The organism is Planomonospora sp. ID91781, assembly GCF_015711595.1.
GTDB classification, from domain to species: domain Bacteria; phylum Actinomycetota; class Actinomycetes; order Streptosporangiales; family Streptosporangiaceae; genus Planomonospora; species Planomonospora parontospora.
In genome coordinates this window covers 675,439-699,220 of record NZ_JABTEY010000002.1, presented here as the reverse complement: position 1 = coordinate 699,220, position 23,782 = coordinate 675,439, and the positions used below count along the sequence as shown (strand labels likewise).

Here is a 23,782-nt window from a genome sequence, read left to right as displayed (position 1 = left end):
CCTTTTAATGGCTCTGTTCGGCTCCGTCCTTTTCGTTATTCGCTGTGAAGATTTATGAACGGAGGGCGCCCGGGGATTCGCACCCGCTGCTTCCCGGGGTCGCGGAGGCCGTACGCGGCCCGCCTGGAGCGCGGACCCGTGGGACCTCGTCCGCCCGGAGGTCGTCGGCGCGGCTCATCCGAGCTGCTGCGGTGGGCCGCGGAGACGGAGGCGGCGCGCACCTCCCGCCTCCCGAGGAGAACGCGAAGTGCCGCGACCCGCGGCCCGGACGGAGGGCGTCGTCCAGGCCGGGACCGGGCACTTCCCGTCCGTCGACGGGGGTCCCGGCCGTCCGGTCCGCGGTCCCGGGGACGAGGTGGCCTGCGAGGTGGCGGGGCGGGCGACGGGTGAGGTCCGCGACGACGGGGCCCCGCCGGGGATGTCCGGCCGCGCGCTCTCCGCTACTTCATGGCGGCGATCTGGATCAGGTTGCCGCAGGTGTCGTCGAAGACGGCGGTGACCACCGGGCCGAGGTCGGTCGCTTCCTGGGTGAACTCGACGCCCAGCCCCTTGAGCCGCTCGACCTCGGCGTACACGTCGTCGACGGCGAACTGGGTGAACGGGATGCCGTCGGTGACCAGGGCCCTCTTGAACGGCCCCGCCGCCGGGTGGCCGTCCGGCTCCAGCAGCAACTCGACGCCGTCCGGGTCGGCGGGGGAGACCACGGTGAGCCAGCGGGCCTCGCCGGCGGGCACGTCGGTCTTCTTGGTGAACCCCAGCTTCTCGGTGTAGAAGGCCAGGGCCTTGGCCTGATCGTCGACGAGCACGCTGGTGATGTTTATGCGGATCATGGGTTCGGTTCCTCTCGGTCGATGGGCCACCGCTCGACGATCGAGCGCAGCGGGCTCGTGTCGATGTGGTGGAACTTGTACCGGCCCTGTCGCCGGGTGTGCACCAGGCCGGCCTGCTCGAGCACCGCCAGGTGCTGCGAGATGGCCTGGCGCGAGGAGGCCAGATCGTGCTTCATGGCCAGTCGGCTGCAGATCTCGAACAGCGTCTGACCGTCCTTGTCGGTCAGTTCGTCCAGGATGATGCGTCGCGTCGCGTCTCCGATCGCCTTGAACAGGCCGGGGTCGGCGTCCATGGCCACAGTTATATGCAAGTCGCCACTTGCCTGTCAAGGAGTCGACGGGGCTCCGTGCCCCACCGTGGCCGGCGCCGACCGTGCCGGACCATGTGAGGGGTTAGGGGGTATGGCCTTCATAACCCCATAGGGGTTATGGTTACTTCGTAACCCCATGGATAACCCCATTGAGTGACAGGCGTCGCCATGCCGAAGATCAACGTGTACCTGCCCGACGAACTGGCCGAAGCGATCAAGAAGGCCGGGGTGCCGATCTCAGCGGTCTGCCAACGCGCCCTGGAGCAGGCGGTGCGCCGGATCACCGCCATCCGGCAGACCGCCCTGAGCGAGCTGAAGGCCGACGACCTGAGTGAACGGCTGCCGTCGTTCACCGCCCGTGCCCGCACCGTCGTCGGGCTGGCGATCGACCGGGCCCGCGCCGACGCCGCGCCGGCCGTCGGGACCGGGCACCTGCTCGCCGCCATGGTGGCCGAAGGAGAGAACCTGGCGCTGCACGTGCTCCGGGCGATCGACATCGACCCCGCGCAGGTGCAGCGCGACCTGGAACGGCGGGAGGCTTCCGAGGCGGGCGCCGAGGGGGAAGCCGCCGGCGAGGGCTCCTCGACGCACTTCAGCCGTGCGGCCGCCGGCGCGCTGGAGCTGGCGGTGACGGAGGCGACCGCCCTGGGGCACAACTACGTGGGCTGCGAGCACCTGCTGCTCGGTCTGGTCGCCGAACCCGACGGCACCGCCGGGCAGGTGCTGCGCGCCCTGGGGGCCGAACCCCGCCTGACCCGCCGGGCCGTCACGGCCGCCCTGGCCGGTTACGTCCACCTGCGTGCCCAGACCTCCGCCGCCGCGGCCAACCCCATGCAGGCTCTCACCGCGGCCGTGCGCGAACAACTGCAACCGCTCGTCGCCCGCATCGAACGCCTGGAGCAGCGTCTCGGCCCGGCCCGCGACAAGTGAGCCCGGCGATGCGCACGCCGGCTCGCCCCGACGACGCCGGCGACCCGTCTGCGGCCTCCGGCCGCAGCGGGTCCCGCCGACGCCCGCCGGCGATCACCATCCGCGCCGGCCGCGTCCTCCTCCGCGCGGCCGCCGCGGTGCTTCTGTGGCTGCTGCTGTTGCTGCCGCTCCTGTCGGAAGCGCGATGACCCCGCCACCTGCCCGCCGGGTGCCGTCGCCGGTCGTCCGCCCCGATGCCCGCATCGCGTGCCGCTCGTGAACCGCCGCAGGTGAGAGGCGGGCGGTCATGAGAGCAGCCGCACCAGCTCGACGCGGGAGCGGATGCCGAGCCGGGCGAAGATGTTCCTGAGGTGGTGCTCGACGGTGCGCGGGCTCAGGAAGAGCTGGGCGGCCACCTCCCGGTTGGTCGCGCCGTCGGCGACCAGCCGGGCGATCTGGAACTGCTGAGCCGTCAGCGCCTGGGCCGCGGGCGCCTCCTCGGCCTGCGCCCGCGCCTCGGCCGACCGGAGCCGGGCGCGCCGGGACGGCAGGGCCTCCCCCGAGGCGCGCAGTTCGCCCCGGGCCTGCTCGGCCCAGAGCCGCGCGCCGTACCGCTCGAAGGTCTCCAGCGCGCCGTGCAGGTGCTCTCGGGCCGCGCCGGGCCGCCGGTTGCGGCGCAGCACGCTGCCGAACAGCAACTGCGTGCGGGCCGTCTCGAACGCGCAGGAGCCCCGCCCGTGCAGGTCGAGCGCCTCGCGGAAGCGCTCCTCGGCCTCGCCCCGGCCGGCCAGGAGCGCGTGGCAGCGCGCCGCCAGCGCCAGCCGGTCGGGACTGCGCGTGCTGCCCACCCAGCGGTCGAGCACCTCCAGCGCCGCCCGCGCGTGCTCGACGTCGCCGGTGCGCACGGCCGCCTCGACGAAGTGGGGGGTCGCCATGACCCGGATGACCAGGTGGCCGCCCGTTCCGCCGGAACCGGCCGTGGCCCGCAGCCGCGCGGTGGCGCCCGCGTGGCGGCCCGCGGCGACGTCCAGGTGGGCCAGCGCCCAGTTGCCGAGCGCCCCGGCGACGCCCAGGCCGTGGGCGTCGGCCAGCTCGATCGCGCTCCCGGCCCTGATCCGGCACGTCTCCTCGTCGCCCTGCACCGCGGCGGTCAGGGCGAGCCAGGCGAGGTGCTGGGCGGCGCTGTTGAGCCTGCCCGTCTCCTGGGCCAGCCGCAGGCCCTCCATCGCGTTGGCCGCGACGGAGGCGTAGCGTCCCATCCAGATCTCGGCCTGGATCAGGAACTCCAGCACCTGCGGCACCGTGGAGACGGCCCCCTGGGCGCGCGCGATGTCGATCGCCCGGGTGGACAGCTTCAGCGCCTGGGCGTCCTCGCCCAGCATGAGGCTGGAGACGCAGGCCCAGACCAGTACCGAGGGGTTGTCCACCGAGGGGGCCAGGTCCAGGACGCGGCGCAGCGGGGCCGCCGCCTCCCGGTGCCGGCCGCGGAAGGTCGCCGCCATGCCCGCGAGGTACTCGAACATCAGTTGCGTGGTGGGCGGGTCGTCCGGCCGCCGCAGCGCGGCGGCGCGCCGCGCGATGGCCATGAACCGGTGGTTGTCCCCGGCGAGGTAGGTCGCCTCGCTCGCGCGGATCAGCGCCCGGACGGCCTGCTCCCGGTCGCGGTCGAGCAGCCAGTCGGCCGCCGCCAGCAGCTCGTCGCAGGCGTTGCCGGTCTTGCCGCTGCGCAGCTCCAGACTGCCCCGGACCAGTTCGGCCCGTCCCCGCACCTCCTCGGTGACCGCCAGGGAGTTGAGGCGGGCCAGCAGCGACCGGGCGCGCTGCGGCAGGCCCGCGTGCCAGGCGTGGCGTGCGGCGGCGGCCAGGCGGGCCGCCCTGACGTCCCCGCGGAGCGTGAGCTCCGCGGCCCGTTCGAAGGCGCGGAACGCCTCGGGGAAGCCGCCCCGGCCCGCGGCCCCGCCGGCCGTGCCGTCCGGTGCCTCGGCGAGTTCCTCCACCAGCGCGTCGGCCAGCCGCTCGGCGGGACCGTCCAGCGCGGCGGCCCGGTGCCAGGCCCGCCGCAGGCGCTGGTGCTCGGCGTCCAGGACGCCGGCCAGCAGGCGGTGCGCCTCTCGCCGCCGGGCCGGGGATGCTCCGGCGTAGACCACCGGGCCCATCGCCGGATCGCGGAAGCCGTAGAGGTCGCCGGCCGTGCGGACGACGACGCCCGCCCTCTCGGCGGGCTCCAGCGCGGTGAGCGCGCAGCGGGGCTCGGCGGCGCGCAGCAGGGTGGCCGTGTCCAGGTGCGGGTCGGCGGCGAGCAGCAGCAGCAGGTCAGCGGTCTCACCGGGCAGCCGCGAGAGCCGGTCGGCGTACGCGCGCCACAGCCGCCCGCCCGGCGGCAGGGTCTCGGGGGGAGCGGCTAGACCGCTCATCTGGTCGGGGGTGAGCGAGCCGACGAGCTCGCGGAGCGCGAGCGGGTTGCCGCGGGCGACCTCGGCCACCGACACCCGCAGGTCCTCGGGGAGACCGGGCGGCGCCAGGTCGTCGATCACCTGCCGGGCGGCCTCCTCGGCCAGGCGGCCGAGGACCAGCCGGGGGATGTCACCGGGAGCGCCACCGGCACCCCCGGCTCCGTCGCCGCATCCGCCCGCCCCGCCGGAGGCGCCCTCGCCGTCGGCCGCCAGGAGCAGGGCGATCCGCTCCCCGGCCAGCCGCCGGGCGACGAAGAACAGCGCCTCGCGGCTCGGCGCGTCGAGGTGGTGCATGTCGTCGACGCAGGCCAGGACCGGGCGTCCCACGGCGAGCAGGAGGTTGAGGACGGCGGCGGGAAGTGCCAGGCCGCGGCCTGCCGTACCGAGTTCCAGTGCCTCGGCGAGCACCGCCGCCTGCGCCGGGGGCAGCGCCGGCATCCGGTCCGCGACCGGGCGGAGCAGGGCGTGCAGCCCGGCGTACGGCAGGTGCGACTCCGCTTCGGCGCCGCGCGTCCGGAGCACGACGAAGCGGTCCCCGTCCGGGCGGCCGGCGGCATCGGCGTCCGGGCCGGGACCGGCGTCCGGGCCGGCGCCGGCGGCGCGGGTGGAGGCCGGACCGGCCCCGGCGGCGCGGGCGGAGGCCGGGGCGTCCGCGCGGGCGGCGGCGTCGTCGAGGAGCGCGGACTTGCCCGCTCCCGGGGCACCCAGCAGGAGCACGGCGCCGCCCGCCCCGTGACGGGCGTCGTCGAGCAGGCGGCGCAGTGCGGCCAGTTCCGCGTCCCTGCCGCGGAGGGGCGCGGCCGGGGGGACGGGGGAGGGGGAGAGCATGCCCCAGTGTTACGCGCGGATGTCACGGATGAGAAGAGCGGATGTCCGGTTCCCCGGAGCCGCGCGGCACGCCGCCCCGGGCCCTGTCAGGCGCCCATGGTGCGCCAGGACTCGTAGTGGTGGACCGCGATGCCGTTGAACGCCGCGTACGCGCCGACGGCCGCGTCCACCTCGGCCAGCACCGCGGTCACGCGCGCCGGTTCCTCCCCGGCGAAGGTGCAGTGGGGGCAGTCCTCCAGGGGGCCGGTCTCGGCGCCCAGCCGGACCGGCCTGCCCGCGGCGGCTCCGCGGGTGAGCATGTCGGCGGCGATGTCGGTCATCGAGTTGGGGCCGGTGGCGGTGTCGCGGTAGCTCATGACGGTGACGCCGTTCACCTGCGCCAGCACCTGGTCGGCCAGCGTGGTGCCGGTGCCCGTGGGGATCTCGCCGTACCAGAACGGCACGTCGGCCTCCAGCGGCCGGGTGCTGTCGGCCTGCAGCGTCTGCAGCATCTGCACGAAGGACTGCGCCAGCGCGGCCTGGTCGCTCTGCCACGCGGGCAGCGCGTAGGGCTCCACGTCGACGTGGCTGCCGGCGAACAGCCCGGTGCCCAGCACCGCGCGCTGCCAGGTGCGGGCCGCGGTGTGGTCGGTGGCCCACTCCGGTTCTCCGCCCAGGGCGGTCAGCCGGATGCCGGCGGTGTCGGCGCCGCGCTTGAGCTCGCGCATCCGGGTCAGCAGGGCGGAGTTGGTGGGCAGATTGGCGGGGGCGTAGGCGAAGATCTCCGTCACGCCCTGGTCGCGGGCCCAGGCCAGCACCTCGGCCGGGACCGCGGTGGCGGAGTTCCACAGCCACATCGCCCGGGTGCCCGCCGGCGCGGGCGCCGCGCGCGTCCCGGCCGACGGCGGTACGGCGACGGCGGGAGCGGGGGCGGGAGCCTGGAGCCGCCGGGGGGCGGAGGCCGCGGCGGCGCCGACGGAGGGAGTGGTCATTACGGTGAGTGACATGGCAGCGATGACTATTCGGATAGTTTTACGCATAGTTCCTATATGTCCACTCTATGCACACGGCGCGCTGGCGCATCATCCACGGATCGGCCAAATGCGCGGCTGATCGCATGGTTGCTCCGTGTGACGAAGCGGGGCGGTGATCGGTGCGGCCCGCGATGGGGTGGCGGCATGCCGGGGCCGGAAGCGAAACCGTCCGGCGGCCGACCCGCCGGGCGCACCGCGACCCCGGGCCTGCGGGGAGGGGCCGTCCGGGCCGGAGGCGATGCGGTCGCCGCGCCCGCCCGGACGGCCGTCAGCCTGTCATCCCGTGTATCCGGGGATGTCGATGCCCGCGGCCTCGCATATCCGGGCCAGCGGCCGGGAGGCCACGATCAACCGGCCCGTCTCGCCGAGCGGGGCGACGGTCTCGGCCACGGCCGGGATCGCCGACTGGCGGGCCTGCTGCGCGGCCGCGACCAGTCCGTTGAAGACGGCCTGGCCGTTGTTCGAGTTGCTGACGCCCGCCAGGATCCGGCAGGCCCGCTCGGCGGGCGCGTCCAGCGGCTGGGCCCCCGCGGCGGCAGGTCCGGCCGCGACCCCCGCCGCGATGAGCCCGGCCGCGATCGTCGCTCCTATCATCGCTTCCCCCTGTTTTCCGGTGATTCCTTTCCAGGTCGGGGACGTACCCGGTCGGTGGGAGGTCATCCGGCCGCCCGCCGTCCCCCGGGTGGCTCGTGCCCGCTGCGGCATCCTGCGGGGCGCGGCGGGCCGAAGCCGGCCGCCGTCGTCCCCGGCGGTGCCGGCGGCGGTGACGGGGCGGGCGGGCCGCGGGATGCCGCGGCGGTGACGGGGCGGGCCGCAGGCCGGCCGCCGACGAATGATCTGGGGAGCAGGTTTCAATTTCAAGCTGCTTTACACCCCTTTTTTGGCATATTTCCTATATTGCGCGCCTTCTGTGCAATGAAGGAGATGACCCCGGCCTTCGACCGGTGTTGAGGACCGGTGCCGTTTCTGCCCGCGATGCGGAGGAGGAGGACGGTCGATGAGGGCTTCACCGGCGGCTCCGGTACCTGCCGGAACCCTGCGGGGACCTGCTCCCGGACCGGTTCTGGCACTGCTGACGGCCGCCCTGACGGCCGTCGCGGCCTTCCTGGCCGTTCCGGACCGAGCGCAGGCCGCGGTGGACGGCGCCGTCACGGCGTGGGGTTACAACGGTGACGGCCAGGCCGGGGTGCCCGAGGGGCTGACCGGTGTGACCCAGGTCGCCGGCGGTTACTACCACAGTCTGGCGCTGAGGTCCGACGGCACCGTGACGGCGTGGGGTTACAACGGTGACGGCCAGGCCGGGGTGCCCGAGGGGCTGACCGGTGTGACCCAGGTCGCCGCCGGTTACCACCACAGTCTGGCGCTGAGGTCCGACGGCACCGTCACCGCCTGGGGTGGAAACGACCTCGGCCAGGCCGAGGTGCCCGCCGGGCTGACCGGCGTGACCCAGGTCGCCGCCGGCGCCTTCTACAGTCTGGCGCTGAGGTCCGACGGCACCGTCACCGCCTGGGGCGACGACGCCCGGGACCTGATCGACGGGGCCGCCGGGCTGACCGGCGTGACCCGGATCGCCGCCGCCCCCTACCACAGCCTGGCGTTGAAGTCCGACGGCACCGTCACCGCCTGGGGCATGAACATGGAAGGCGAGACCGACGTGCCCGCGGGGCTGATCGGCGTGACCCGGATCGCCGCCGGCTACCACCACAGCCTGGCGTTGAAGTCCGACGGCACCGTCACCGCCTGGGGCGGAAACGACTTCGGTCAGGCCGGGGTGCCCGCGGGGCTGATCGGCGTGACCCAGATCGCCGCCGGAGACGCCCACAGCCTGGCGCTGAGGTCCGACGGCACCGTCACCGCCTGGGGCCGCGACGACCTCGGCCAGACCGGGGTGCCCGCCGGGCTGGCCAACGTGGCCCAGATCGCCGCCGGGAGCCACCACAGCCTGGCGCTGAGCAGGTCGGCGGTCGCTTTCCAGCAGACGGCGAGGACGGTCACCGAGAACGCCGGCGCCGTTCCCCTGACGGTCGCCCGTACCGGTGTCACGTCCTCCGCGGAGGTCCGCTACGCCCACACCGGCGGACGGGCCACCTCCGGATCCGACTTCGTCCTCACCCCCGGGACGCTGACCTTCGCTCCCGGTCAGGCCACCAAGGCCATCACGCTGACCATCCGCGACGACACCGTCCCGGAGACCGCGGAGACCCTCACCGTCACGCTCTCCTCACCCGGGCCCGGCACCGAGTTGAGGTCACCGGCGACCATGACCGTGACCATCGCCGTCAGCGACCAGCGCCCGGACGCCCTGATCAGCGCCTCCGCGAGCTCCGGTTACGTGGGGAACAACGTCTACACCGCCGGAGCGGCGGCGGCGCAGACCAAGGCGGTGACGATGCGCCGGACCGGGCGGACGCTCAAGCCGCGCAGCTTCTACGTCCGCGTCTACAACGACGGCACCGACACCGCCGTCATCACGATCAAGGGCGGTCGCGCGGCCGCCGGATCGGCGGTCCGCTACTTCTCCGGCAGCGCCGACGTCACCGCCAGGATGCACTCGGCCTCCGGTCTGCGCGTCGCCCTGGCGCGCGGCGCCTACCGGCTGATCCGCGTACAGCTGCAGCTGTCCGCCGCGGTCCCGGCGGGTTCGGCCCGATACGCCACCGTCTGGGGGACCTGGAGCGGCGACGGAACCCGGAGCGACGTGGTCAGGGCAGCGGTCAAAGTCTCCCGCTGAGCCGCGGGACGGTCTGTGCGAACCGGCTGCGGCGGCCGTCCCGCCCGCATGGTGTCCGGCCCGGTGCGCCGCGCCCTCTGACATGATCGTGCCAATGCCTAGCAACTTGCTGACGGCGGGCTTTGTGGATCGCGTGCCGGGTAATGCACAGAATCGATTGTGCGGGAAACAGGCACACGGATCAAGAACGGGGCTGGAAATGAAGAACGGGGACATCGCACCGGCGGGGCCGGGCGGCGACGGCACCACGTGGGACTGACCGCCGCCCGGATTCCGCGCTCCGATCGACCGGCCTGGGAGGTGAAATTGAGCATTCCGGTTCTGCGGCGTTCCGAATGTCATGTCTGGTGGGCCGACACCGGACCGCAGCCGGTAGGGGAACTCGCCGCCGTGCTCGGCGCCGTCGAGGCGGAGCGGGCCGCGCGGCTGCACCGCGAGGAGGACCGGCGCCGCTTCGTCACGGCGTGCTGGCTGCTGAGGACCGTGGTGGGCGCCCAGCTCGGCGTCGCCGCCGCCGCCGTCCGCGTCCACCGCCGCTGCCCGGACTGCGGCGGGCCGCACGGCCGGCCCCGCATCCTCGACGCGGAGGAGGCGGCGGACCGGCTGCACGTCTCGGTCTCCCACGCCGGCGACCGCGTCGCCGTCGCCGTCTGCCCCTCCGCCCCGGTCGGGGTGGACGTGGAACCGGTCGCCTCGGCCCCGGTCACCCGGGCGGCCACCTCGCCTGCGGAGTGGGCCGCCCTGCGGGTGCTTCCGCCGTACGGCCGCAGGGCGGGGTTCGCGCGGTTGTGGGTGCGCAAGGAGGCGGCGCTCAAGGCGACCGGGCACGGGCTGCGGATCCCCCCGGACCGGGTCACCGTCAGCGGCCCCCTGGAGCCGCCCGCCCTGGTCGACTGGCCGATCGAGGTCTCGCCAGCGGAGGTGGAACTCCATACGCTTGACCCCGGCGACGGGTACGTCGGCGCGCTGGCGGTTCTGCCGGGCGGCCGGGCGATCACGGTGTCGGAGTCCGACGCGACCGATCTCCACCGGACCGCCGGCCCGGCGCCGGTGGGCCGGGGCGCCCGATGACCGGCGCCGTCCGCCGACAGGAGGTGATCGACACCGTGAAGAGGGACTTCGTGCTGATTCCCGGCCTGTGGGCGGGCGCCTGGATCTGGGATCGGGTCACCGGCCTGCTGCGCGGCCTCGGCCACCGGGTCCGCCCCGTCACCCTGTCCGGGCTCGCTCCGGGGGAGGGCGACCCCGCCGGCACCGGCCCGGCGGACCACGTCGACGACGTGGTGCGCGTCCTCAAGGACGGCGGGCTGCGCGACGCCGTCCTGGTGGCCCACTGCTACGGCGGCGTCGTCGCCGGGCAGGTCGCCGACCGCGAGCCGGGGCTGGTGGCCCACACCGTGTTCGTGGAGGCGTTCCTGCCCCACGACGGCCGGTCGGTGCTGCACGCCTTCCCCGAGCGCGTCAGGGCGGAGGAACTGCGCCTCATCGCGGAGAGCGGGGGGCTCTGGCCGCCTCCCCACGTCTCCGAGGTGGCCGAAGGGCAGGACCTGTCCGAGGAGGACGCACGCCGGCTGGCCGGGCGCCTCGTCGGACATCCCGGGCGTACGGTGTCCGAGCCCGTGACGCTGCGGAGTCCCCTCTCCGCGCGGCGGGCCACCTACGTGGTGTGCGCCCGGGACCACTTCGGCGAGCGGCTCCCACCGGACGTCGAAGCCATGCGGGACGCGCCCGCGTGGTCCTTCCGGACCCTCGACACCGGGCACTGGCCCATGCTCTCGGCGCCCGCCGAACTGGTCGCGGTCCTCACCGAGGTCGCCGCGGAGGCGGCCGGCGAGACGCCCGGTGCGGCGGCGGGGGCGCCGCCGGGCGATCCGGTGGCGTCCGGCGAGGCACCCGGTGCGGTGGCGGGGACGCCGGGTGATCCGGTGGCGTCCGGCCGCGCCGCCCGGCCCGCCGCGGAGGAGCGCTGAGGCGCGGGGCCCGGGTCTAGATCCAGTTCTGCTCCTTGGCCCGCAGCGCCGCCTGGAACCGGTTGGCCGCGCCGAGACGGGCCATCAGGTCGGCGACGTAGCGGCGGTAGGTGCGGACGGACACGTCCAGCCGGCGGGCCGCGACCTCGTCCTTGTCGGCGGTGGCGAGCGCGGACAGCACGCGCCGCTCCAGGTCCGAGAGCGCGGGGGGCTCCCGGTGCGGTCCGGCGAGGCCGCGGGGCTCCTCGCTGGCCTGCCAGAGGCCGTCGAAGTAGGTGGCCAGCTGGGAGACCAGCCCCGGCTCGCGCACGAGCAGCGCGCCCCGGGCGGTCTCCCGGGGGTCCACGGGCACGACCGCCACGCTCCGGTCGAAGATCACCATGCGGTCCATGGGTTCCTTCGTGACGTGGACCTGCCCGCCGAGGTCGATGACGTCCCGCACGTACGCGGCCATCGGCGGATGGCGGAGCGCCCCGTGGTGGTAGATCGACTTCACCGTCACGCCGCGCCGCAGAGACCGGGCGTCCAGCGTCCGCGCCGTCTCGATGGCCGCGTCCGACAGCGGTCCGCCCGGATGCAGGCAGAGCGTCTCCTCGTGGGTGAAGAAGGACAGGTCGTCCAGCTTCTGGCGGACCCGTTCCAGCCCCTCGACCCGTTCGATGAGCGTGGACGCCGACGCCTCGCCCCGCCGGCGGTCCTCGAAGAACGAGGCGATGGAGTCGCGTGTCGCCAGGACGCGGCGGATCTCCGCGTTGAGCTCGTCGAGGCGCGCCTCTATCAGCCGCTCGATCCCGATCTGCGGGGCCGTGGCGACCACCCGGCGCCGGTCCGACACGTCGAGCAGGGAGAGCCCGCGCAAGGTCTCGACGGCGGCCTCGACCGCCTCCGGGCTCAGCGGGAGCGACCGCGCGGCCGCGCCGAGGTCCTCGCCGGGATGCCGCAGGAAGTAGCGGTAGACCTCCTCCGCCTCGGGGGTGATGCCGAGAGCCGAGAAGCCCGGTGCCCACCTGGCGGCCCTGCCCCCGTCCGGCCGGGCGGGGGAGGACGGGCCGGGCCGGTCGCGGAGCCCGCCCGGCGCCGTGTCGCCCGGAGCGGTCCGGTCGCGGAGCCCGCCCGGCGTCGGCTCGCCCGGGGCGGTCCGAGGGCCGGTGCGGCGATGCTCGCGCACCGCCGGCCGGTGCCGGGGGGATCCGGTGCGGTCGCGGTCTTCACGCGTGAGGCGGCTCATGGCGCGGTCCCGGAGCCCGGTCGCCGGTTCACGCGAGGCCCGGGCGTCGCACGCGGCGCCGGGGGAGCCGCTTCCACGGCCGTGCCGCCCGGTCGCGCGCGGTGCCGTTCCGGACGGGTGCGGAGCCATCGGGCAGACGCTCGGTCATGGAGGTTCCTCCTTTCACGGACGGGCGCCTCGCGGCGGGGACGGCCGTGCGCGCACCCGGCGGGCCGGTGCGCCGTCCGCGCTCCCACCGGTCCCCCCGGCCGATTCCCCGCGGCGGGCGGGGAATCGGCGTCGGGGAATCGCGGCGCCTGATTTCGCGGATCAGTTCTCCGCCGTCACGATGATGATTGCGCCGGATGCCGCTGAACCATTACAGCACGCCTGCCCGGCCGGACGTCAATGCGGTGAACCGTTCCGGCAATCCAGGAGAAACGCGTGTTCGGGCGGGTCGACGCGGCAACTCAGGAGATGCCCGCGGGAATGCGCCTCAATGACGATGAAGCGGAAATCCGGAAACCGCACGGAAGCTTCTCCGGACAATCTCGTGACGAAGACGACAAGAATGACCGGAAGGTGCTCCGGCCCCGCCGGGAAAGGCGCCGGCCGGTCGGCTCCACGCGTCACCGGATCGAAAATGCGGCCGCGTGCACCGGTGCGAGGACGGAAGGTTGGAGGGTGGGAATGAACGAGGCCAGATGGAGGATGGTCGTCGACCGTGAAGGCGTGACGATAGCGGGGGACCGCTTCCGGCTCACCGCGGCGCGGCCCTCCCGGGAGGAGGCGGGCGTCGTCCCGGACGAGGCGGACGCGCTGTTCGCGGAGATCGGGCCGCTCGAGTCGATCGTCGACATGGAGAGCATCCTGTCCGAGCTGCAGACCGTGACCAGGGGTTCCTACGGGCAGTTCTGCGGGCTCTCCCGCGCGCTGGAGATGGTGGGCGAGCGCTGGGTGCTGCTGATCGTCCGCGACCTGTTCACCGGCCCCAAGAGCCTGCCGGAGCTGCGCCGGGGCCTGCCGCGGATACCGGCCGCCACCCTGGACGTCCGGCTGCGGGAGCTCGAGCGCACGGGGGTCGTCCGGCGCCTGCCCGCGGGGACGGAGGACGGAGGCGCCGCGCAGCCGGCGGTCTACGAGCTCACCGAGTACGGCAGGCAGCTGGAGCGGGCCGTCATCGAGCTCAGCCGGTGGGGCGCCCGGTCGCTCGGCGAGCCCCGGCCGGAGGACGTCGTGACGGTGAACTCGATGATCATGGCGCTGCGGACGACGTTCCGCCCCGAGGCGGCCCGCGGCCTCACGGCCGGGTACGAGCTGCGCCTCGGCGGGATGGTGCTGCACGCGCGCGTCGAGGACGGCGTCCTCAGCGTCGGCGAGGGCGCCCTCCCCGGCGCCGACCTCGTCATCGAGCCCGGTCCGGTGCTCCGGGCGCTGATGGCCGGTGAGCTCGATCCGGCTGAGGCGATCGAGAGCGGAAGCCTCCGGATCGTCGGAGATCCCGCATTGATGACCCGCTTCGTGGAGATCTTCACCTTCCGTCCTGAGCCCTCCCTCGTCGGGTCCTGACCCGCACGCCCCCGGGCACCGCCGGAGACCTTCCGGCGGTGCCCGTCGTCGTTCTCCACGCCGCCTTCCACGTCCGCGGGAACCCGCCCACGCCCGCGAGGGCCTTCTCGCGCCGCGGCAGCGGAGCACGGACGGTACGCGACGGCCCGGGGCACGGACGGTTCGAAGCATGGACGGCATGGGGCACGGACGCCACGGAGCACGGACGGTTCGAAGCATGGACGGCGCACCCGCCCACCCGGACCCCCGGGCGGGCGGGTGCGCCCGTGCGCACCGCGGCCGGTGCCGTGCGTCTCCCGTCCGGCGCGGGTCACCCGGCGGCGCCGCCCGAGGAGGCCACCCCGCCCGGCATCCGGCCGCCGTCGCCGGCGCGGCCGGTCCGCGCCGGGCGGTCCCCGGAGTTGCGCAGCACCCGCAGGGCCAGTCCGGGCCGGAACAGCGCCTGCGGGGGGTCGACCAGGCCGGCCACCCGGAAGAACGCCTCCGTGACCCCGGCGTCGCGGGCCGCGGCGGCGTGCAGGCGGCTCATGTAGACGTTGCCCAGCCGGGTCTTGAGGCTCCGCCGTCCCTCCACACCGGGGAAGGCCAGGTCCCCGCCCGCGGAGATCTCCCAGGGCACGTCGATGACGGGGGCGATGTCGCGGAAGAACCGCCGCGGCCGCGGCACGCCGCGGCGCAGGTGCTCGCGCAGGACCACGGCCTCGAGCGCCGCCACGGTCATGCCCTGGCCGTACACCGGGTTGAAGCTGCACACCCCGTCGCCCATCACCAGCAGGCCCTCGGGGAAGCTCCGCAGCCGCTCGTAGCGGCGGCGCACGCTCGCCGGGAAGCGGAAGGTCACCGGGTCGTCGAGCGGCTCGGCGTCCCGGACCGCCTCGTAGATCTCGGGCGCCGACAGCGACCGGACGAAGGCCAGGAAGCCCTCGGGGTCGGTCGGCGGGTGGTCGCCCAGGAGACCGGTGAGGGAGAGCATGGAGCTGCCGTCGTGGAGCTTGGGGAAGAACGCGCCGCGGGGGTTCGCCGGCGAGGCGACGGGGTTGATGGACAGGTCGCCGCCGTAGGGGTCGGACGACAGCCGGTAGTGGCGGGTCGTGTAGGCCAGGCCGACCTTGATCCGCTCCTCCTCGGGGCGGCCGTGGCCGAGCTCCTCCAGCCAGGCCGGGGTCCGCGAGCCCCTCCCGGTGGCGTCCACCACCAGGTCGGCCTCCAGCGTCCTGCCGGGACCGGCGCCGTCCTCGGCGGCCGCCACGCGCACGCCGGTGATCCGCTTCCCGCCGGGGGTGCTGCGCAGGGAGAGCACGGCGTGCCGCTCCAGGAAGCCGACGTTGGGCAGGGCGGCCACCCGGGCGCGGACGCGGGCCTCCAGGACGGGCCGGGTGGCCGAGACGCTCACCAGGCCGCTCCGCGCCGGCCGCAGCCGCCGGCCGTTGAAGTACCAGCGCAGGTCGCCCGCGAGGTCGCCGGCGGGCACCCCGGCCGCCGCGAACTCGTCGCCGAGCCCGGGGAAGAGCTCCTCCAGGATCTGCTGGCCGCGCGCGAGCAGCGCGTGGGCGTGGCGCCCCTGGGGGACGCCGCGGCGCGGGCCCGCCACCCCGGACAGGGTGTCGCGGTCCACCACGAGCACGTCGGCGTACGCCTCGGAGAGCACGCGCGCGGCCAGCAGCCCCGCCATTCCTCCACCGAGCACCACCGCGCGGTTCCCGACATGATCACTCATCGCTGTCGCCTCCGATGACGCAGGGATTGTGGGCACACAGAGTTGGACGCCGGCGTGGGCAGGGGGCGGCGAGACCCCGGCGAAGGCATCGTCACACCGGGCCCGGGCGGGCCGCATCTCCTGACGTGCCGGCGTCCGGGCGGTACGGCAACGCGGAAGTTGAACGGCGGCGCGCGCCGGTGTGGCCTGGACCGGCAGGGCCCGGCACGACGGACGGATCGGGCCCGTACCCGAATGAGGCCGGTCGAGTGGAGGACCCATGCCCGAGTCCCGCGCATTGGCGGACAAGATCGTGATCGATGTATGGCTCGCCGACTACCCGTTCCCCACCTACGACGGGGAGGACTTCCTGGCGCCCGTGCGCAGGAGGGCGGAGGAGTTCGGCAGGGCGCACCCGGAGTACCGCATCGACATCCGCGCGGTGCCGTTCCCGGAGATGGCCCGGGAGGTCGCCAGGGCGGCCGGGCGCGGCACCCCGCCGGACGTCGCCGGCTACTACGCGAGCGCGGGCCGGCTGGCACTGGACACGCTCGGCGCGGACGGCCGGCCGCTGTTCACCCCCGTGGGCCGGGCCGTCGGCGGGCGTACGGAGATCCTGGGCGAGCCGGTCGTGACCGGTGACCTCGTCCCCGCCGTCCGCGCCCACCACTCGCTGGGCGGCGAGCTGCTCTCCATGCCGGTGAGCGCCACGACGTTCCTGCTCTACGCCAACCGCACGCTGCTGGCCGAGGCCGGAGTGACCGCGATCCCGCGGACCTGGGCGGAGGTCGAGGACGCGTGCGCGGCGGTCGCCCGGCTGCGCGGCGGCCCGGCCGCCGCGTGGGCCAACCACGGCTGGCTGTTCCAGCAGGCGCTCGCGGCGCAGGGCGGCCTGCTCGCCGACAACGACAACGGCCGGTCCGGCCGGGCGGAGACCGTCGACCTCGCCTCCAAGGAGATGCTGGCCTGGGTGGAGTGGTGGCGCGGGATGCACGCCCGGGGGCACTACCTGCACACGGGGACCGCCGGGGACTGGATGGGCGCCTTCGAGGCGTTCGCCGGCGGGCGGGTCGCGTTCCTCCTCGACTCCTCCAAGTCCGCCGAGGAGATCGTCCGGGCCGGCGCGGCGGCCGGGTTCGAGGTGGCGGTGGGCCGCATGCCGTACAACGGGGACGTCCCGTACGCCGGCAGCGCGGTCTCGGGCGACTCCCTGTGGCTGGCCGACGGCCTCGACGAGGCCCGGCGGGACGGCGCGCTGGCGTTCATGCAGTACCTCGCCGGCCCCGGCTGCGCCGCCGCCTGGCACCGGGCCACCGGCTTCGTCCCGGTCACCGGCGCCTCGGCCGAGCTGCTGGAGCGGGAGGGCTGGTTCGGCGAGCACCCGCACCAGCGCGTGGCGGTCGAGCAGCTGCGGGCGTCGGACTGCTCACCGGCGGCGCTGGGCCCGCTGGTCGGCGGCATCGCCGCGATCCACGGCGCTCTGACGCGGGCCATGGAGGACGTGCTCGGCCACGGCGCGGACCCGGCCGCCCGCTTCGCCCGCGCCACCGGCGAGGCGCAGCGGGCGCTCGACGACTACAACGCGGACTGCGCCGGGCCCGCCCCCCGCACGCCGCGGAGCCTGGCCGTCGACTGACGCCGGCGGGAACGCCGCACGGCTCCGCCCGGCCCTCGCGGAGGGCCGGGCGGAGCCGTCCGGCACGCTCCCGTCCGTCACGCCCAGGGCGCCGTCGGGTACCACGGGATGATCTCCCGCCGGGCGAGGATCCGCACGTCCCAGTAGAGGACGGTGAAGACGCCCGCGACGATGAACGCCGCCCCGGTGACCACCGCGGCCCGGCCGGGCCGGGCGGTGAGCCAGCGGTGCACGCGACCGCCCGTGCCGAGCGCCAGGACGAGGAAGAGCACCGCCACGACCACGACGTTGCCGGCCGACTGGAGCATGAAGGCCAGCGCGCCGTAGAGCGGGTCGTGGCTCTCGGCGGTGTCGCGGAACAGGTGCCGGAACAGCCCGAACGGCCGGCCGACGAGGAACGCCCCGATCAGCGCGCCCATGACGACCATGCGGGCGTGCGGGAACCGGCGCGAGATCCGCTCCAGCGGGTCGCGGACGATGCCCAGCGCGGCGAGCCCCTGGTAGAGCAGGATCAGTCCGATCACGCCGAAGACCACCATCGCCTGGACCGTCCGCGGGGACAGCCCCGGGCCCGAGGGGGCGGTGGAGAACTGCGGCATGCCGGTGCCGGCCAGCGCGGCCACCACCCCGTAGATCCCCGAGACGGTCAGCATGCCGGCCGCCAGCCAGCCCAGCGGGCGCAGCGTCCCGAGCAGCCGGGCCCTCAGCGGGCGCTCGGCGCCCAGCAGCGGCGCGACCGCTCCCAGCGCGGCGATGTTGCAGGCGGTGAACGTGCCGGCCAGGCCGGTGACGAACGAGAAGGCGATCCCGGACAGCAGGCCCGTGATCGGGGCGGTGTCGGCGTCGCGGCCGAGGACGGCGTCGGCGACGGTCCCGCCGATCGTGCGGTCGACGAACTCGGCCGACCAGACGACGGTGAGCAGGAACCCCGCCAGCGCGCTGAGCAGGACGACCCGCCACGGGCGGCGGACGGCGGGCTCCCCGGCGGACTCCCCGGAGGGACGGACGCGGGCGGCGGCCGCGGGCTCGGTCGCGCCCGGAGGGGTGGACGGGGGCGGGGTGGACACGGTCATGTTCGCGCTCCCTTCGAGGAGGTCGGTGGGGGTGGGACGGGCCGCGCGGCCCGCCCGCGCGGGGGAGGGGAAGCCGGCCGGGCTCGCGGGGCGGGGCGCCGCGCCGGGCCCGGCGGGGTCAGAGGGGGATGTTGCCGTGCTTGCGCTGCGGCTGGGCCGCGCGCTTGTCGGCCAGGGCGGCCAGCCACCGGGCGACCGCGGCACGGGTCTCCACGGGGTCGATGACGTCGTCGACCAGCCCCCGCTCGGCGGCGTAGTGCGGGTGGACGAGCCGCTCGGTGTACTCGCGCACCAGCCTGGCGCGCAGCGCCGCGGGGTCCTCGGCGGCGGCCAGCTCCCTGCGGTGGACGACGTTCACCGCGCCCTCGGCGCCCATGACCGCTATCTCGTTGGTCGGCCAGGCGAGGGAGACGTCGGTGCCGATCGAGCGCGAGTCCATCACGATGTAGGCGCCGCCGTACGCTTTGCGCACGATGACCTGGATGCGCGGCACGGTGGCCTCGCAGTAGGCGTACAGCAGCTTGGCGCCGTGGCGGATGATCCCGGAGTGCTCCTGGTCGGTGCCGGGCAGGAAGCCGGGTACGTCGACGAGGGTGACCAGCGGGATGCCGAAGGCATCGCAGAACCGGACGAAGCGGGCGGCTTTCTGTGCGGCGGCGGCGTCGAGCGCGCCGGCGAGCACCATGGGCTGGTTGCCGACCAGGCCGACCACCCGGCCGTCGATCCGGGCCAGGGCGCACACGACGTTCCGCGCCCAGCCCTCGCCGATCTCCAGGAACTCGCCGTCGTCCACGAGCTCGGCGACGACCTCCCCCATGTCGTACGGCCTGTTCGGCTCCACCGGGACGATCTCCGCCAGGCGGGGCCGCAGGTCCCCGGCGGCGCCGCGGGGCGGCCCGTCGGGCGGGGGCTCGAGGTTGTTGCCGGGCAGCAGGGACAGCAGGTACCGCAGGTCGGCGAAGCAGCTCTCCTCGTCGTCGTGGACGAACGTGGCCACCCCCGAGCGGCTGCCGTGCACCTCGGCGCCACCGAGCTCGGCGTGGGTGACGCGCTGGCCGCTGACCGCGGCGACGACGTCCGGCCCGGTGAGGTACATCTGCGCGGTGCCGTGGACCATGAAGGTGAAGTCGGTCAGCGCCGGCGAGTAGGCGGCGCCGCCCGCGCACGGGCCCAGCACCACGCTGATCTGGGGGATCACGCCGGAGGCCGCGACGTTGCGGCGGAAGATGCCCCCGTAGCCGTCGAGGGCCGTGACGCCCTCCTGGATGCGGGCGCCGCCGCTGTCGTTGAGCGCGATGAGCGGCGACCCGGTGGCCAGCGCCAGGTCCATCACCTTGTGGATCTTCGCGGCGTGCGACTCGCCGAGCGAGCCCCCGAAGATCGTGAAGTCCTGGGCGTAGACGAACACCCGGCGGCCGTCCACCGTGCCGGACCCCGCCACGACCCCGTCGGTGTACGGCCGCTCGTCCCGTGCGGTCAGGTCCTGCCCCCGGTGGCGGCGGTACATCTCGATCTCGGTGAAGGAGTCCTCGTCCAGCAGCAGGTCGAGCCGCTCGCGCGCGGTCCGCTTGCCGAGCCGGTGCTGCCGCGCGACGGCCTCGCTCCGGCCGGCGACGATGCCGTCGCGCAGCTCCCGGTGGCGCAGGCGGAGCAGTGCCATCGAGCGCGCGGGCGCGGCCGGGGACGACGGCGTGCGGGGGGAGGACGGCGCGGCCGGAGGCGGCGCGGCCGAGGCGGGTGGCGCGGCCGCGGGTACGGCTCCGCCGTCGCCGGTCACCCGCCCGGAGCGGTGCCCGCCGGCCGGCGTCCCGGGCGGCCGCGCGGCGGGTGCGCGGCCGGAACCGCCCGGCCGTGCGGCGGGCGCGCGATCGACCTCGGAAACGGTCATCGGGGACACTCCTTCCTCGGTTGCCGGCAGGTCTCCCAGAATCGGCCGCACTCCGCGGGTCCGGCATCTCCGGGCATGCTCACGCGCCGCGCGCGGCCCCGGCTCGGCACGCGGGAAGTTGTCGGCGTCCCGCGGGGCGATCCACAATCCGGCGGGAGATCGGCAGCTGCGCCGCGGCGGCGGATCGGCCGGACCGCCCGGCGCGACACGGACGGAGGTTGACGCATGACATCCCATCCGGTTTCCGCGGGCCGCCCCGCGAGCTGGGCAGCGGGCCTCAACACCGACCACCACCGGACGGCGCTCGGCCTGTTCCTGGTCGTGGTCGTGGCCCACTGGGCCGAGCACCTCGCCCAGGCGGCCCAGGTCTACGTGCTGGGCTGGCCGCTCGCCGAGGCCCGCGGGGTGCTCGGCATGCCGTTCCCCTGGCTGGTCACCTCCGAGTGGATGCACTACGGCTACGCGCTGGTGATGCTGGCGGGCTTCCTCCTGCTGCGGCAGGGCTTCACCGGCAGGGCCCGGACGTGGTGGAACGTGGCGCTCGGCATCCAGGTCTGGCACCACTTCGAGCACCTGCTCCTGCTCCTGCAGGCGCTGACCGGCAACCACCTGCTGGGCCGCCCCGTCCCGGTGAGCATCCTCCAGCTCGCCTTCCCCCGCATGGAGCTCCACCTGTTCTACAACGCGGTGGTCTTCGCGCCCATGGTGGTCGCGATGATCATGCATCGCCGGCCCCGCCCCGCCGAGCGCTCCCTGATGCGGTGCGCCTGCGCGCCGCAGGCCGGGTGGTGAGCGCCGGCGCCCGCGGGCGCCCCTCGGCGTTCGGCGTGCTCGCGGCGCTGGCCGGGGTGTTCCTGCTCTGCCTGGCGGTGCCCGGCGTCGGCCCGAGCCTGCGGGCCGCGCGGGCCGACGGGGTGCCGGGCCTGTTCACCGCCCGGGAGCTCACCTGCGTGCGGCACCCCGGGCACGAGTCGTGCACGTGGACGGGGGAGTTCCGCTCCGGTGACGGCGCGGTCCGGCGGCAGGGGGTCGCGCTGTACGGCAGCGACCGGGAGTCGCTGCGCCCCGGGCAGGAGACCGCGGCCGTCGACGTCGGGCGGCCGCACCGGGTGTACGGTCCCGGCGGCTCACGCGAGTGGGTCTTCACCGCGCTGCTGCTGGCGGCCGGGCTGGGACTGGTCGGCCACCCGTTCCTGCGGATCCGGCGTGCCCGCCGCCCGGCCGCGCCGGATGCGCCGGACGTGCCCGGTGTTCCCGCGGCACCGGCGCGCCGGGCGTGACCTCGGTACCGCCGCGCCGGGCGTGGCCGGTGTTCCCGCGGTACCGCCGCGCCGGATGCGCCCGGCCGTGCCCGGCGTGTCCGTGGCGCCGTCGCGCCGGGCGTGGCCTGCGCAGTTTCCGAGATGCGCGCCGGCGGGACGGCGCCCGACGATCGGTGGGTCGCCACCGGCGATCCGCCCGGTGGCGGGCCGTCCGGTCGTGAAGGAGGCATGATGCCGACCGCTCTCGGATCCCTGCGCAGGCTGCTGCTGGCACCGTCGCTCAGCGACGTGACGTTCGAAAGACGCGGTTTCCCCGTCACCCCCTCGGAGGCCGTCCGGCGGCTCGAGGCGATCCCGCAGAGCGTCGTCTGCGGGTTCGAGTGGGGCATCGAGGCCCGGGGGCGGTGGGAGGTCGAGCGCCGGGTGGACCTCGTCGCCCCGGAGCTGCGCGGCTTCGCCTACGAGGGGGTGACGATGGCCTTCACCGTCCTCGACGCCGCGGGTCCCGGGCGCGGGACCCGCACCCGGGACCTGCTGCTCGGGGCGGGCGGGCCGCACATCTTCCTGGCGTACATCGGGATCGGCTTCGCCATGGCCCGGCTCCCCAGGCCGCTGTGGCGGAAGGTGGTCCCCGATCTGGGCGACTCGCCGTACCACCCGACGATGACCTGGCTGGCGGTCGACGGCTACGGGTTCGACCGGGCGTACTTCGACACGCGGCGCTGGATCGGCGAGCAGCGGGTGCCCGAGCCGTACCCGTGGGCGGGGGCGCCGGACTACTTCCTCCGCGCGGTCGACCAGGGGATCGGCCGCGCGCTCTGGTTCGTGCACGGGGCGCGGCCCGAGGCGGTCGCGTCGGCGGTGGCCCGGTTCGCCTCCCACCGCCGGGCCGACCTGTGGAGCGGCGCCGGGCTGGCGGCGGCCTTCGCCGGCGGCTGCGACGCCGAGGGGCTGGCGGCGCTGCGCCACGCGGCCGGCGAGTACCGGGCGGAGCTGGCCCAGGGCGCGGTGTTCGCGGTCAAGGCCCGCCACCACGCGGGTCTCGTGCCCGCGCACACCGAGGCGGCCGCGGCGGTGCTGGCGGACCTCTCGGTCGAGTCGGCCGTGGCGCTCGCCGACGCGGGCGCCGTCGGGCCGGGCGAGGCGGGCGGGGAGCCTCCCTACGAGCTGTGGCGGCGGCGCGTGCGCGCCCGCTTCCAGGAGGCGGACCGCGTCCCGCGGTGAGGCGGACGGGGCGAGCCGCGGGACGCGGTCCGCGGTGCGGCGGGAGGAGTAAGCCGGCGCGGGCGCCGTTCGCCGGCTCCGCAATCATGCGCCCTTTATGTGGCTTCTCCGCTCAGCACATCCGAAGTAGACGGAATATCCCTACAAACGCATAGATTCGCCGTGGGATTGCTCAATGCGACATGAAAGGTCGGGGAGCACATTGGCCGGTTCATGGCGCGCGCTGAGGCGAAGGATAATCACCCCGAACGCCTCCGCCGCATCACCAGAAGTCCGGGGATTCCACCGGAAGAACGCCGACGCCCAGGAATTGCTGGAGACGATCGGCCGCACTTTCCTGGCCGGTTACGGATACGCGGTCGAGGCCCGCACACCGGCCGAGGCGGAGAAGGAACTGGAGGAGGTCCCCACCCGTTTCCGGGGTTTCGCCTACGAGGGCGCCGCGATGGGCCTGGCCGTCCTCGACGGCCTGTCGCCCGGACGCGGGGGCCGCTTCGCCCGGTTCCTGGAGGGCCGGGGCCGCGACCACGTCTACATGGCCTACGTCGGGGCCGGCTGGGCGATGGCCCGGCTGCCCCGGTTGCGCTGGTCCCGGCTCGGCCCGTTCGACCCCCTGCTGCAGTGGCTCGTGCTGGACGGCTACGGCTTCCACCAGGCCTACTTCCGCACCCGCCGGTACGTGCACGAGCAGTACCGGCCCGCCCGCTTCCCGTGGCCGGCCGGCGGCCCCGAGTGGTACGCGCTCCGCGCCATCGACCAGGGCATCGGGCGGGCCATGTGGTTCGTCGGCGGCGCCGACGCCGGCCTCGTCGCCACGATGATCGACGGGTTCCCGGAATCCCGCCGCGCCGACCTGTACAGCGGCGCCGGGCTGGCCGCCACCTACGCCGGCGGCGCCGGTGAGGAGGAACTCGCCGAGTTCCTGCGCCGGGCCGGGACCCACCGCCCCCAGGTCGCGCAGGCCTGCGCGTTCGCGGCGGAGGCCCGCGTCCGCGCCGGCCTCGTCGTACCGCACACCCGGGTCGCGACCGAGGTCTTCTGCGGCATGACGCCGGAGCGGGCCGCGCAGGTGAGCCGCGACGTCCGGCCCGACGGGCCCTCCTCGCCCGGGGAGCCGCCCGCCTACGAACTCTGGCGGCAGCGCGTCGCCGACCGGTTCCTGTCCGCAGGGAGGTGCTAACA

General features: G+C 75.1%; 19 protein-coding genes. 10 read left to right on the top strand and 9 right to left on the bottom strand.

Going from position 1 to position 23,782, the window contains the following annotated elements; genetic code table 11:
* Positions 1-440: 440 nt before the first annotated feature.
* Entirely contained in the window at positions 441-827 is a 387-nt protein-coding gene (locus HS048_RS22395; protein ID WP_196469447.1) for a VOC family protein, read from the bottom strand.
* A complete protein-coding gene (locus HS048_RS22390; protein WP_196468552.1) occupies positions 827-1,123 on the bottom strand; it encodes a helix-turn-helix transcriptional regulator in 297 nt (98 codons plus the stop codon). Before HS048_RS22390 ends, HS048_RS22395 begins: the two co-directional genes overlap by 1 nt.
* Positions 1,124-1,294: 171 nt before the next feature.
* Between HS048_RS22390 and HS048_RS22385 the strand changes: the two genes are divergently transcribed.
* Positions 1,295-2,071, top strand: coding sequence for a Clp protease N-terminal domain-containing protein (locus HS048_RS22385; RefSeq protein ID WP_307832592.1), 777 nt, complete (start codon positions 1,295-1,297; stop codon positions 2,069-2,071).
* A 284-nt stretch (positions 2,072-2,355) separates the two neighbouring features.
* Here the strand turns inward: HS048_RS22385 and HS048_RS22380 are convergent, their stop codons facing one another.
* From HS048_RS22380 to HS048_RS22370, 3 genes are all read right to left on the bottom strand, one after another.
* The gene (locus tag HS048_RS22380; protein ID WP_196468551.1) at positions 2,356-5,331 is read right to left on the bottom strand and encodes a LuxR family transcriptional regulator; all 2,976 of its coding nucleotides are present in this window, start codon (positions 5,329-5,331) and stop codon (positions 2,356-2,358) included.
* Between the two features lie 86 nt (positions 5,332-5,417).
* The gene (locus HS048_RS22375; RefSeq protein WP_196468550.1) at positions 5,418-6,302 is read right to left on the bottom strand and encodes a hypothetical protein; all 885 of its coding nucleotides are present in this window, start codon (positions 6,300-6,302) and stop codon (positions 5,418-5,420) included.
* Between the two features lie 318 nt (positions 6,303-6,620).
* A complete protein-coding gene (locus HS048_RS22370) occupies positions 6,621-6,938 on the bottom strand; it encodes a hypothetical protein (RefSeq protein WP_068897272.1) in 318 nt (105 codons plus the stop codon).
* 403 nt (positions 6,939-7,341) lie between these two features.
* Here HS048_RS22370 and HS048_RS22365 point away from each other — a divergent pair, with 403 nt between their 5' ends.
* The 3 genes from HS048_RS22365 (at position 7,342) to HS048_RS22355 (ending at position 11,045) form a co-directional block, all read left to right on the top strand.
* Positions 7,342-9,075, top strand: coding sequence for a Calx-beta domain-containing protein (locus tag HS048_RS22365; RefSeq protein WP_196468549.1), 1,734 nt, complete (start codon positions 7,342-7,344; stop codon positions 9,073-9,075).
* Positions 9,076-9,381: 306 nt separating this feature from the next.
* Entirely contained in the window at positions 9,382-10,146 is a 765-nt protein-coding gene (locus tag HS048_RS22360; RefSeq protein WP_196468548.1) for a 4'-phosphopantetheinyl transferase superfamily protein, read from the top strand.
* 23 nt (positions 10,147-10,169) lie between these two features.
* Positions 10,170-11,045: an alpha/beta fold hydrolase gene (locus HS048_RS22355; RefSeq protein WP_196468547.1), complete on the top strand. Its 876-nt coding sequence runs from the start codon at positions 10,170-10,172 to the stop codon at positions 11,043-11,045.
* A 16-nt stretch (positions 11,046-11,061) separates the two neighbouring features.
* Here the strand turns inward: HS048_RS22355 and HS048_RS22350 are convergent, their stop codons facing one another.
* Entirely contained in the window at positions 11,062-12,213 is a 1,152-nt protein-coding gene (locus tag HS048_RS22350; protein WP_196468546.1) for a helix-turn-helix transcriptional regulator, read from the bottom strand.
* Positions 12,214-12,942: 729 nt separating this feature from the next.
* Here HS048_RS22350 and HS048_RS22345 point away from each other — a divergent pair.
* Positions 12,943-13,821 (top strand): winged helix-turn-helix transcriptional regulator, encoded by an 879-nt coding sequence (locus HS048_RS22345; protein WP_230881832.1) that lies wholly within the window; start codon positions 12,943-12,945, stop codon positions 13,819-13,821.
* Positions 13,822-14,131: 310 nt separating this feature from the next.
* Here HS048_RS22345 and HS048_RS22340 read toward each other — a convergent pair whose 3' ends face one another.
* Positions 14,132-15,538 carry an NAD(P)/FAD-dependent oxidoreductase gene (locus HS048_RS22340; protein WP_196468545.1) on the bottom strand — a complete coding sequence of 469 codons (1,407 nt, stop codon included), beginning with the start codon at positions 15,536-15,538 and terminating at the stop codon, positions 14,132-14,134.
* A gap of 259 nt (positions 15,539-15,797) precedes the next feature.
* Between HS048_RS22340 and HS048_RS22335 the strand changes: the two genes are divergently transcribed.
* On the top strand, positions 15,798-17,153 hold the full coding sequence (locus HS048_RS22335) for an extracellular solute-binding protein (protein ID WP_196468544.1): 1,356 nt from the start codon (positions 15,798-15,800) through the stop codon (positions 17,151-17,153).
* Between the two features lie 77 nt (positions 17,154-17,230).
* Here HS048_RS22335 and HS048_RS22330 read toward each other — a convergent pair whose 3' ends face one another.
* Together HS048_RS22330 and HS048_RS22325 are read right to left on the bottom strand one after the other, a co-directional pair.
* Positions 17,231-18,226 carry a hypothetical protein gene (locus tag HS048_RS22330; protein ID WP_196468543.1) on the bottom strand — a complete coding sequence of 332 codons (996 nt, stop codon included), beginning with the start codon at positions 18,224-18,226 and terminating at the stop codon, positions 17,231-17,233.
* Positions 18,227-18,344: 118 nt separating this feature from the next.
* Entirely contained in the window at positions 18,345-19,886 is a 1,542-nt protein-coding gene (locus HS048_RS22325) for an acyl-CoA carboxylase subunit beta (RefSeq protein WP_068897461.1), read from the bottom strand.
* A 453-nt stretch (positions 19,887-20,339) separates the two neighbouring features.
* On the opposite strand from HS048_RS22325, the gene HS048_RS22320 reads away from it, so the two are divergent.
* From HS048_RS22320 to HS048_RS22305, 4 genes are all read left to right on the top strand, one after another.
* On the top strand, positions 20,340-20,906 hold the full coding sequence (locus HS048_RS22320) for a hypothetical protein (protein WP_068897266.1): 567 nt from the start codon (positions 20,340-20,342) through the stop codon (positions 20,904-20,906).
* On the top strand, positions 20,876-21,394 hold the full coding sequence (locus tag HS048_RS22315) for a hypothetical protein (RefSeq protein WP_196468542.1): 519 nt from the start codon (positions 20,876-20,878) through the stop codon (positions 21,392-21,394). Before HS048_RS22320 ends, HS048_RS22315 begins: the two co-directional genes overlap by 31 nt.
* Before the next feature lie 213 nt (positions 21,395-21,607).
* Positions 21,608-22,600, top strand: coding sequence for a DUF1702 family protein (locus HS048_RS22310; protein WP_068897265.1), 993 nt, complete (start codon positions 21,608-21,610; stop codon positions 22,598-22,600).
* A 175-nt stretch (positions 22,601-22,775) separates the two neighbouring features.
* A complete protein-coding gene (locus HS048_RS22305) occupies positions 22,776-23,780 on the top strand; it encodes a DUF1702 family protein (protein WP_196468541.1) in 1,005 nt (334 codons plus the stop codon).
* Positions 23,781-23,782: the final 2 nt, after the last annotated feature.

What these genes read in the sequence shown, in the direction of transcription:
- HS048_RS22370 (WP_068897272.1), bottom strand. Translation starts at nt 6,938, where the DNA reads ATGATAGGAGCGACGATCGCGGCCGGGCTCATCGCGGCGGGGGTCGCG.
- HS048_RS22320 (WP_068897266.1), top strand. Translation starts at nt 20,340, where the DNA reads ATGACATCCCATCCGGTTTCCGCGGGCCGCCCCGCGAGCTGGGCAGCG.
- HS048_RS22390 (WP_196468552.1), bottom strand. Translation starts at nt 1,123, where the DNA reads ATGGACGCCGACCCCGGCCTGTTCAAGGCGATCGGAGACGCGACGCGA.
- HS048_RS22330 (WP_196468543.1), bottom strand. Translation starts at nt 18,226, where the DNA reads ATGACCGTGTCCACCCCGCCCCCGTCCACCCCTCCGGGCGCGACCGAG.
- HS048_RS22305 (WP_196468541.1), top strand. Translation starts at nt 22,776, where the DNA reads ATGCGACATGAAAGGTCGGGGAGCACATTGGCCGGTTCATGGCGCGCG.
- HS048_RS22345 (WP_230881832.1), top strand. Translation starts at nt 12,943, where the DNA reads ATGAACGAGGCCAGATGGAGGATGGTCGTCGACCGTGAAGGCGTGACG.
- HS048_RS22380 (WP_196468551.1), bottom strand. Translation starts at nt 5,331, where the DNA reads ATGCTCTCCCCCTCCCCCGTCCCCCCGGCCGCGCCCCTCCGCGGCAGG.
- HS048_RS22365 (WP_196468549.1), top strand. Translation starts at nt 7,342, where the DNA reads ATGAGGGCTTCACCGGCGGCTCCGGTACCTGCCGGAACCCTGCGGGGA.
- HS048_RS22375 (WP_196468550.1), bottom strand. Translation starts at nt 6,302, where the DNA reads ATGACCACTCCCTCCGTCGGCGCCGCCGCGGCCTCCGCCCCCCGGCGG.
- HS048_RS22335 (WP_196468544.1), top strand. Translation starts at nt 15,798, where the DNA reads ATGCCCGAGTCCCGCGCATTGGCGGACAAGATCGTGATCGATGTATGG.
- HS048_RS22310 (WP_068897265.1), top strand. Translation starts at nt 21,608, where the DNA reads ATGCCGACCGCTCTCGGATCCCTGCGCAGGCTGCTGCTGGCACCGTCG.
- HS048_RS22325 (WP_068897461.1), bottom strand. Translation starts at nt 19,886, where the DNA reads ATGGCACTGCTCCGCCTGCGCCACCGGGAGCTGCGCGACGGCATCGTC.
- HS048_RS22340 (WP_196468545.1), bottom strand. Translation starts at nt 15,538, where the DNA reads ATGAGTGATCATGTCGGGAACCGCGCGGTGGTGCTCGGTGGAGGAATG.